This is a genomic window from Bacteroidales bacterium (assembly GCA_018334875.1).
Classification (GTDB): Bacteria; Bacteroidota; Bacteroidia; order Bacteroidales; family UBA12077; genus JAGXLC01.
In genome coordinates, this window is the sequence record JAGXLC010000140.1 from 1 (window position 1) to 9,968 (window position 9,968).

Annotated in this window: 9 protein-coding genes; all 9 read left to right on the forward strand. The window is 42.5% G+C overall.

Features of this window, described 5'->3' with window-relative positions; genetic code table 11:
- A partial coding sequence (locus tag KGY70_11775) for a hypothetical protein (protein MBS3775860.1) occupies positions 1 to 251 on the forward strand: 251 nt, incomplete at its 5' end.
- A gap of 66 nt (positions 252 to 317) precedes the next feature.
- Positions 318 to 1,475, forward strand: a complete 1,158-nt coding sequence (locus KGY70_11780; protein MBS3775861.1) for an exo-alpha-sialidase — start codon at positions 318 to 320, stop codon at positions 1,473 to 1,475.
- A 54-nt stretch (positions 1,476 to 1,529) separates the two neighbouring features.
- Positions 1,530 to 2,432, forward strand: a complete 903-nt coding sequence (locus KGY70_11785; GenBank protein MBS3775862.1) for a dihydrodipicolinate synthase family protein — start codon at positions 1,530 to 1,532, stop codon at positions 2,430 to 2,432.
- Between the two features lie 131 nt (positions 2,433 to 2,563).
- Positions 2,564 to 4,042, forward strand: a complete 1,479-nt coding sequence (locus KGY70_11790) for a sodium:solute symporter (protein ID MBS3775863.1) — start codon at positions 2,564 to 2,566, stop codon at positions 4,040 to 4,042.
- Positions 4,043 to 4,154: 112 nt separating this feature from the next.
- Positions 4,155 to 4,748 (forward strand): DUF1349 domain-containing protein, encoded by a 594-nt coding sequence (locus KGY70_11795; protein MBS3775864.1) that lies wholly within the window; start codon positions 4,155 to 4,157, stop codon positions 4,746 to 4,748.
- Between the two features lie 226 nt (positions 4,749 to 4,974).
- Positions 4,975 to 6,429: a sulfatase gene (locus KGY70_11800; GenBank protein MBS3775865.1), complete on the forward strand. Its 1,455-nt coding sequence runs from the start codon at positions 4,975 to 4,977 to the stop codon at positions 6,427 to 6,429.
- A 455-nt stretch (positions 6,430 to 6,884) separates the two neighbouring features.
- Positions 6,885 to 8,192 carry a DUF3748 domain-containing protein gene (locus KGY70_11805; GenBank protein ID MBS3775866.1) on the forward strand — a complete coding sequence of 436 codons (1,308 nt, stop codon included), beginning with the start codon at positions 6,885 to 6,887 and terminating at the stop codon, positions 8,190 to 8,192.
- Positions 8,193 to 8,202: 10 nt separating this feature from the next.
- Positions 8,203 to 9,303 (forward strand): hypothetical protein, encoded by a 1,101-nt coding sequence (locus tag KGY70_11810; protein MBS3775867.1) that lies wholly within the window; start codon positions 8,203 to 8,205, stop codon positions 9,301 to 9,303.
- A 193-nt stretch (positions 9,304 to 9,496) separates the two neighbouring features.
- Positions 9,497 to 9,968, forward strand: a 472-nt coding sequence (locus tag KGY70_11815) for a formylglycine-generating enzyme family protein (protein ID MBS3775868.1), incomplete at its 3' end; no start/stop codon positions are given.

Below are 9,968 nucleotides of genomic sequence, written 5' to 3' on the forward strand. Positions count from 1 at the left end.
TATTATTGGAAGGCGGAACATTACCCGAACGGACGCTTTACTGGAAAATAGGAGATGAATGGGCAGTACGTCAAGGCCCATGGAAACTTGTAAAAGATGGTGATAAAAAAGCCTTGTTTAATTTAGATAAAGATATAGGAGAAACAAGGGATGTTTCTTCTGACCATTCTGATTTAATAAAAGAACTTACTCAGGATTATCGGGAATGGGAAAAAGAGGTATCATCTTATGCTGAGAGATGGCCTGATTAGCTCAAGTAATTGTAATAATATAATGACATTTTCAAAATGATGTTAACAAATTAAGCGGAGGTTATTATGAAGAACAGAAATGTAATATTATTGGTGAGTATCCTATTTTTATTGATTGGATGTAAAAATAAAGAAGATACTACCGATGACATAAATCATGTAAAGGTATATTATGAGGACGGCCGGTTTGCCGGTTGGCCTGCCAATCATGGTATTTGGATCTGGGAAGATGAGGTATTGGTTGGGTTTGTCGAAGCTCGCTATTATGATGATGGAGGTTTTCATACTTATGATCAAAGTACAGCACGGGATAAATACGCCCGGAGTAAGGATGGAGGTCTTAATTGGAGTATAGAAGATGCTTACGAACATGGTCAAACCGGATGGAGGTATAATAATCGGTGGGATAAAAATAAAACAGAGACTCCAAAAGAGCTTAAAGAACCAATTAATTTCACCCACCCCGATTTGGCATTAACCTTTCTGCGACAAACCAATGACACCGGCCCCTCTCATTTTTATTACTCCTATGATCGCGGCAAGACATGGAATGGGCCCTATGAGTTACCGAATTTAGGCACAGAAGGTATTGCCACCAGAACCGACTACATCATCGACGGCCAGAACGAGTTGATGGCTTTCTTTACCGTGGCGAAAAATAATGGTAAAGAAGGAAGGATCCTTTGTGCCCGTACCAGGGATGGAGGTAGGAGCTGGGAGCGTGTTGCATGGGTTGGTCCTGAACCGGACGGTTTCGAAATTATGCCCTCCTCCGTAAGACTCTCCGATTCAAAGATTCTTACAGTGATACGCAAGAGAACAGGGAATGGACAGGATAAGCTGATCAGTTATATGACCGATGATAATGGGAAATCCTGGAAACAATCGAATGATCCTGTTTCAAATACAGGGAATGGTGGCTCGCCACCGGCCCTGGTGAAATTGGAGAGCGGCACATTGGCGCTGGCCTATATTGTTCGGAAAAATGATGGAGATGGATCCCGCGTGTGTGTCAAATTCAGCTCGGATGAAGGACAAACATGGGGCGATGAGATTGTGCTCCGCCAGGATGGCGCTACTTCAGATGCAGGTTATCCTCGTATGGTGCAACGTCCTGATGGTAAATTGGTTCTGGTTTATTACTGGAATAATGCCCTTCAGGATGATGCTCCTCCTTACCGGTTTATCGCCGCAACTATATTTGATCCTAAAAAAGTTGAATAAAATATATTATGCATTTTCGGGATAATGACAATTTAATTTTTAAAACAGATTATCATGACTGCACTTAAAGGAATTGTGCCTCCAATGATTACACCCCTGATTAATGAGAGTAAACTGGATTACAGGGGTTTGGAGAAATTAATAGAACATCTGATTTCGGGTGGTGTTCATGGAGTGTTCATTCTTGGTACCACGGGGGAAGCCCCAAGTTTAAGCCATGCTTTGCGGGTGGATCTGATTAAATATGTATGTGATCAGGTAAATGGCCGAATACCTGTTTTGGTGGGGATTACTGATGTTTCTTTAAAGGAAGCGGTTCATATATCTGATAAATCTAAAGAATTTGGCGCTCAGGCTGTGGTGTTGGCGCCACCTTTCTATTATCAGATCGATCAGAACGAGTTGTATCATTTTACTGAACAGTTGATTGGTGAAATTTCGCTGCCGGTTTATTTATATAACAATCCTGGTTTAACCAAGGTTTCCTTTGAGATTGAGACGATAAGAAAGCTGCTCTCAAACCCTGAAGTCATCGGATTAAAGGACAGCTCCGCTGATATGGTGTATTATCATCGTCTTCTGAAAGTTGCACACGATTCAGAGGTACCTTTATTGATTGGTCCGGAGGAATTGCTTATGGAATCATTGTTAATAGGAGGGAATGGTGGAATTTCAGGAGGCGCAAATATGTTTCCCCAATTATATGTAAGCATCTATGATTCAGTTAATTCTGGTGATTTGAATAAGGCCCGCGAGTTACAGAGGCAGGTCATGGAATTAAGTGGGATAGTGTATAGTGGAAATGGATCAAGTAGTGTCATTAATGGGATAAAATGTGTGCTTAAACATATGCAAATATGCCCTAATGACTATATTGTGAAACCTTTGAATAAAGCCAGTAAAGATAAGTCAGAAAGAATAAATCAGTATTTAACCAATCAAAAATTATATGTTTGATAAATCAAGGAAAGGGCAGAATAGGTAGGTTGTGTTTTTGATCCTTGTTTAAATGGAACAACCAGAAAAAATCCCAAAAATGAGAAAAGCATGTCATCCATTATTTATTGAAAACCTTAAAATGTAATTATATGAACAGCATCGATTTGATCATCTTTTTCATTTATTTAATTGGCATTACCATATTTGGCGGTTCATTCTACCGCAAAAGCAAAACATCGTCGGGTTTTACCTTGGGCAACAGGAGCATTCCCTCATGGGCCATAGCCATGTCTATTTTTGCCACTTTTGTGAGCAGCATCAGCTACCTGGCTTTGCCGGGCAATGCCTACCTTTCCAACTGGAACGCCTTTGTTTTCAGCTTGTCATTACCAATAGCCGCTATTGTGGCGGTTAAGGTTTTTGTGCCATTATACCGTAAGGTTAACAGCCCGTCTGCTTATACCTACCTTGAACAGCGTTTCGGTCCCTGGGCCAGGGTGTATGCCTCTACGATGTATTTGCTGACCCAGATCATGCGCATCGGCACCATCTTGTATCTGCTGGCCCTGACCATCCATTCGATTTTTGGTTGGGACATTGCCATTGTTATTATCATTACCGGAATAGCGATCCTGATTTATTCGATGCTGGGCGGTATTCAGGCAGTGGTATGGACGGATGCCATCCAGGGAATTGTTTTGATCACTGGAGCCTTGGTATGTGCAGTCTACATATTGTTCAACATGCCGGAAGGTCCGGGCCAGATGTTTCAGATTGCTTCGGAACAAAACAAATTCAGCCTGGGAAGCTTCGGACTGGATCTGTCAAAATCTACATTTTGGGTAGTGATGATATACGGCATCTTCATTAATCTGCAGAATTATGGGATCGATCAGAATTATGTTCAGCGATATGTTGCTTCCCGTACAGACCGGGAAGCCAAACGGTCGGCTTTCAGCGGTGGTATGCTTTATATTCCGGTTTCCCTGATGTTTTTGTTTATCGGAACCGCCCTGTTTGCTTTTTATTCATCAGGGGCTGCTGAGTTACCTGCCAGGTTGCAGGATGCTACACAAGGGGATGCAGTATTTCCTTATTTTATCGTTAATGAGCTTCCCGTGGGCATTACCGGACTGTTGATTGCTTCGATCTTCGCCGCCGGTATGAGTACCATCTCTACCAGCTACAACAGTTCGGCCACCGTCTTTCTAACAGATTACTATCAGAAGTATTTCAAAAAAACCGCTTCTGATAAGGAGTCCATGCGGGTGCTTTATATTTCTTCGGTCATTATCAGTACCGTGGGTATATTGGTTGCCATTCTGATGATCAACGTGGAAAGTGCCCTGGATGCCTGGTGGAAGTTATCCTCTATTTTTAGCGGCGGTATGCTGGGGTTGTTCCTGCTGGGAGTATTTTTCAGGAAGAAAAACGTGATTGGTGCTATTATTGGTGTAATAGCCGGATTGTCGGTGATCATCTGGCTGAGCCTGTCCAACTTATTTCTCGGCCCGGAAGCATTGGGCAATCAGTTTCATACGTATCTGACCATTGTATTGGGAACTACCACCATATTCCTGGTTGGATTTCTTGTGTCACTTTTTCATAAAGGGAATGGGGAAAAATAGTAGAAGGCTTGACTGATGGGGTTTCGTTTCCTGGATCTCTGAAATATAGCTAAGGAGGAAAAGCAAAGAATATATTTGTTTACTTATTTTGTTATGAAACTATAAATTAAACATGATGGATAAAATGCTATGGTTTAACGAACCAAAAAAATGGAAGATCATTGATAAATCCTCTGCATCAATGTTCGTTACTCCCAAAACTGATTCTTGGAGAGAGAGCTATTATGGATTTACAGTAGATGATGCACCTTATTTTTATACTACTTGTGGAGGTGAGTTTGAGGCCATAGTCAAAATTACTGGAGATTATAAAAAACGGTTCGATCAAATGGGTCTAATGATTCGCATAAACGAAAAAAGATGGATAAAAACAGGTGTTGAATATGTAAATAACAAAATTAATATAAGTTGTGTGGTCACCATTGGAAAAAGTGATTGGAGTGTTGTAGAATTGAGTGAATTTCCTAAATCAATTTGGATAAAAGTAAAAAGAATAGTGGATGCTGTTAAAATTTATTATTCATTAGATAATAAGAATTTTACAATGATACGAATTGCGTTCTTTCCTGATAGGACACCTGTAATGGTAGGGTTAACAGCGGCATCCCCAGACGGTGAAGGCTTCAATGCTTTATTTGAAGGATTTGATATAAAGCATCTTCCTGACTTAAGAAGACTTAAATGGTTAGAGAATAATAAGGATTAAATTATAAGTTTTGAATATATGGGCAAAATTTTATTGGAGTAAGTTTTTATACTGGACTCATTTTTTATCTCGCACTTTTTAATCAAAATATCAGTTTTTCGTTAATAATCAGGAAGGTATAACGAATATTATGCTCCTAAATCACAACATATTTCATCACGCACTGTTAATGGGTGGATTTTGCTGGAGTGAGTAAAAAAATACACCAAATAAATAATCCAGAGTTATGCGAATTCAGAACTTTAACATTTTATGGCTTCTTTTGACTACTAGTATTGTAGTAGGATTTCTGTCCTGCAAAAGAACCGATAAGGATAGAAACAAGAATAAAGAATCGGGAAAACCCAACTTTTTGTTTATCCTGATTGATGACCTGGGCTCCCAGGATTTGGGATGTTACGGTAACAATTTTATTGAAACGCCCAATATTGACAATTTGGCGGAGCAAGGCATGCGATGGTCCAATGCTTATTCTTCGTGTCCTGTATCATCACCAAGCAGGGTTGCTATACTTACCGGAAAGAACCAGGCCCGTGTGAACTTCACCGGGCATATAAGTGCTATACGCCAACATCGTCATCCTGAGAAAAGCAGAATCTTACCCCCCAATGATCTGATGCAGATTCCTAAGGAAGAGGTGATATTACCGGAGGCTCTAAAACCTGCTGGTTATAAGTCTATTAGTATTGGCAAATGGCATGTGGGCGGCAAAGGCTATTGGCCCACAGATATGGGCTTTGATGAAAACGTGGCAGGCTGGACTCACGGCAGTCCCCCAAGTCATTTTTATCCCTATGAAAATCCCGATCAGCCATGGAATTCCTCCATTCCTGCATTGGAGGGAGGGGAAGAAGGTGAGTACCTGACCGACCGGCTCACGGATGAAGCCATCCGATTTATAGAAGAAAATAAGGATCAACCGTTTTTGGTCTATCTTTCCCATTATGCTGTTCACACTCCACTGCAGGCTCCTGAAGCCCTGGTGGAAAAATACAAGGCAAAAAAGGAAAAAACCGGTAATGAGATAATCAATCCGGTTTACGCGGCCATGGTTGAAAGCGTTGATATAAACGTGGGACGCCTCATTGAAAAACTTGATGAATGGGATTTGAGTGAGAATACCGTGGTTATTTTTGCCTCCGACAATGGAGCTTTGGATAAGATGGGCGACAAGAGAGTAGCCGATAACAGACCTTACAGAAGCGGGAAGGGTCACCTTTATGAAGGAGGTCTCCGGGTTCCTTATATAATGAAATGGCCGGGTCATATTGAAACAGGCTCGGTAAGCGAAACGCTTACACAGTCGGAAGATATCTATGCTACTATTGTGGACATTGCGGGAGTAAAAGCACATGCCAACACCCCGATTGACGGTCGGTCGCTGGTAAGCGATTTTACTGATGAAGATAAAGTAGAGTTACATTGGTATTATCCTCATTACAGCCCCCATGGGAATAAGCCGGGAGCCACTATTCGGTCGGGCAAGTGGAAATTGATTGAATTCTACGATCCCAAACAAGTTGAATTGTATAACTTGCAGAAAGATCCTGGGGAGAACAACGATCTGAGCGAAGAAGTACCCTGGAAAGTTCAGGAACTTTCGGGCAAATTACATCAATGGCTGCATGGGATGAATCCCATCATGCATACCATGAACCCGGAATATGAAAAAGATGAATGATAAAATTTGTGCACAGGCGCTTAGTAGTTTAGTAGAATTATAGGCTGTTCATTAAGTTTGAAAGAATAATAATTGTCAAAAATATTTACTCTGTGGAACTCTGGGTTTAATCTCTGTGTACCTCTGTGGTTCAAGTATTTATGATTTAACCACGCAGGTCAAAGAAAAATTCAAACAAAGAGGACTTTATGGAAGTCAATTTTGAGTTTATGTATTGAAATATTAGTTAATAAAGAGCCTTTGGAAAGAATGGTTTACAGATATTTTTGTGAAAAACTAGTAGTCATATAAAAAACTGCCGTCATGTTTATTTCAAATATTAATTTTCTAACATTATATAGATGAAAATAGATGTAATATATAAACTACTTATTTTATTCCTTATTATACTGACGGCTATGGCATGCAACAAACAACCAGCGAAAACCGATGCTGTTTTCAAAAGTTTTTCAGATATGGAAGAAATTCAATTAACATCAGGTAAAAAGGGACATTTTCTGCATACAACCCAGTACTTTTCACAAGATGACAGTTGGATCGTCTATGATACGCGAAATGACGGCACCCATATTGGCCGTACCTGTTGCATTGAGGCGGTGAATGTTCGTACAGAGGAAATAAAACAGCTTTATCAAACCAGAGGTCAGACAATCTATGGTCCGGGCGTTGGATCTGCCACTTTCAATCCTGTTTCGGACAGGGTTTTGTTTATTCATGGGCTGCAAAATTGTGATTCGGTACAACCATATGGGTTTTACAGAAGAACCGGAGTGGCCGTAGATCTGAATCATCCCGGTAAGCCGATTTTTATGGATGGAAGAGATGTAACACCGCCTTTTACTGCCGGTGCATTGAGGGGAGGAACACATGCGCATACATGGAGTGCAGACGGGGAATGGGTCAGTTTTACCTATAATGATGCCGTGATGGCGGAACTTGAAAGTAAAGGGATTATCGGTAAAAAAGACCTGCGTATGGTTGGGGTTATGGCACCTTATGGTCCTGTACAGGTTGGAAAGGATGGTTCGGGAGAGAATATCGATGGAGAAAAGTATACGGTTGTAGTGACAGATGTCACAGAAGATCCCGAACCCGGGAGTGATCAAATTGACCGTGCCTATGAGGATGGCTGGGTGGGAACCAACGGTTATGTGAAAGAAGATGGCTCAAGGCAGAAATGGGCGGTTGCTTTTCTGGGTGATATCCGGGATCAGGAGGGTAATAAACGCACCGAAGTGTTTATAGCGGATATCCCGGACGATGTAACAAAGGCAAATGAAGGAAAACCGCTGACCGGAATGGAAACCACCCGTCCCAATCCACCGGCAGGAACCATACAGCGCAGGCTTACCTTTACCACTGACAGAAAATATCCCGGAGTGCAGGGACCCAGGCACTGGTTGAGATCCACTCCTGACGGATCGATGATATTTTTCATGATGAAGGATAAGCAGGGGGTGGTTCAGATCTATGGGATCTCCCCCAATGGTGGCTGGCCCAGCCAGATCACTGATAACAACTTTTCGGTGGAAACTGGGTTTAATGTTTCTCCTGACGGTAAATTTTTGGCATATGGGAGCCAACAGCGTGTATATATAACCCACATACAATCAGGCCAGACCCGGCAGGTTTCACCGGAGCCTAAGAACAGCATGGCTGAACTGAGGGCGGTCAACTGGTCAAATGATGGAAATATGCTTGCTTACAACCGGAAAATTGCAGTAGGTGATACCGCTTATTATCAGATTTTTATTTTAAAATAATAATTGAATAATGAATATAAACGAGAAGATAAATAGGCACCAACAATTCTGGAACGGTGAAGGACCTTCGCTCATTCTTATTCCCCCTGCCCGTGATATGCACGAAACCTGGCAAGAGCAGATTTATGATACTTCCGGTTACCGGGATAAATTTTACAATCCTCAAAAGATGTGGGAATCCGAGATCTCTCGTGCCCGTCCGGTAACAGATTGGCCTACAGATGGAATTCCCACAGTGAGACCCAATCTCGGAGTGATTTTTATTCCTTCCATGGCCGGGCAGGATTATGTATTGCGGGAAGGAATGATGCCCTGGGCAGGCGAACCACTCTCTCCTGAACAAATCAGAAAAGCCTTGGATAAAGATTTATCCGGTGCTGAGCTCATGAAACTGGCCGAACAATTTTACCGCATTCACAGGGAAATAGGTGATGGTGAGGTTGCAGCCTATCAGGCGGACAACCAGGGAATATTTGATATAGCCCACCTTTTGTATGGAGATCAGATATTCTATGATTTGATGGATGAAAATCAATGGCCCTGGGTTGATGAGCTGCTGGATATTTCCCGCGAGCTTATGATTCGGGCAAGCCGGTATGTTAAGCAGTGTATTGGTGAGGGAATAAAATGGATGATTCATGGCCACGGAACGGAGCAGGGAGTTTATTTCCCTGATTGCGGCTTGCGGATTTCCGAAGATACACCTGCCATGATCGCTCCGGATCAGCTCGATCGGTTCGTTATGGGTTCAATTGAGCGATGTGCCGAAGAATTTGGCAGCATTTTCATGCATTATTGCGGCAGTCACGAATACTTTTTTGAAAGGCTTTGTAGCAGCGATGCCGTTCGGGCCATCGATCTGGGAAATCCGGAGTCTTATGATACGCGATGGCTTTTAGAAATGTGTGCTGAAACGGATACCGTGCTTTACAGCCGTGTAGCACCGTTGGAAGAGGAATCTTCAAAAGGTGACTGGCAGGCTTATATCAGGCGCCTTGCCGGGTTGGTGAATGAAACAGGGGCACGCTGCATTTTAAGGCCGCTCGTTTTTCCCTCTAACCGGGATGAATGTGTCCGGATGCTTGATATGTGGCACGAACTTACCGGGTAATTAAACAATAACGAAATTATAAATAGAGCCAAAAACTCATTTTATGAAAAGACGCGATTTTTTCAAGAAAGCCATGATTTCCGGTCTGGGAGCTACGCTCTGGCCGGCAGCCTATGGTTCTCAGATCGGACAGAATGAAACAGTGAGAAGTTTTTTGACCCTGGAAAAAGCGACAGAAACAAATTCTTTGGGGATGGAATTGGTGGAGATCAAGCCCGGATCGTTTTATATGGGCTCTGATGAGGGAGCGTATGATGAAATTCCGGTACACCGGGTAACCCTTTCCAGTCCGTTTTATATGAGTGCCACTTCTGTTACGAATGCACAATATGAACAATTTGATCCTGCGCACAGGTCGCTTCGCGGAAAAAGGGGGATCTCCCATGATGATGAGGAAGCTGTAGTGTTTGTAAGCTGGCATGATGCCAAAGCTTTTACCGAATGGCTGAGCAGGAAAGAAGGTAAACCTTACCGATTGCCGACAGAGGCAGAATGGGAATACGCCTGCCGGGCCGGGACGAAGACGAAATTTAACACCGGCGGGAGTTTGCCGGAAGCATTCCATCTGAACCAAACCGATGCATGGTATCCCCGTCCGGTGCCATTGAAGGTTGGTACCACTCCCTCCAACTCCTGGGAGCTTTATAATATGCACGGGCTTGTCG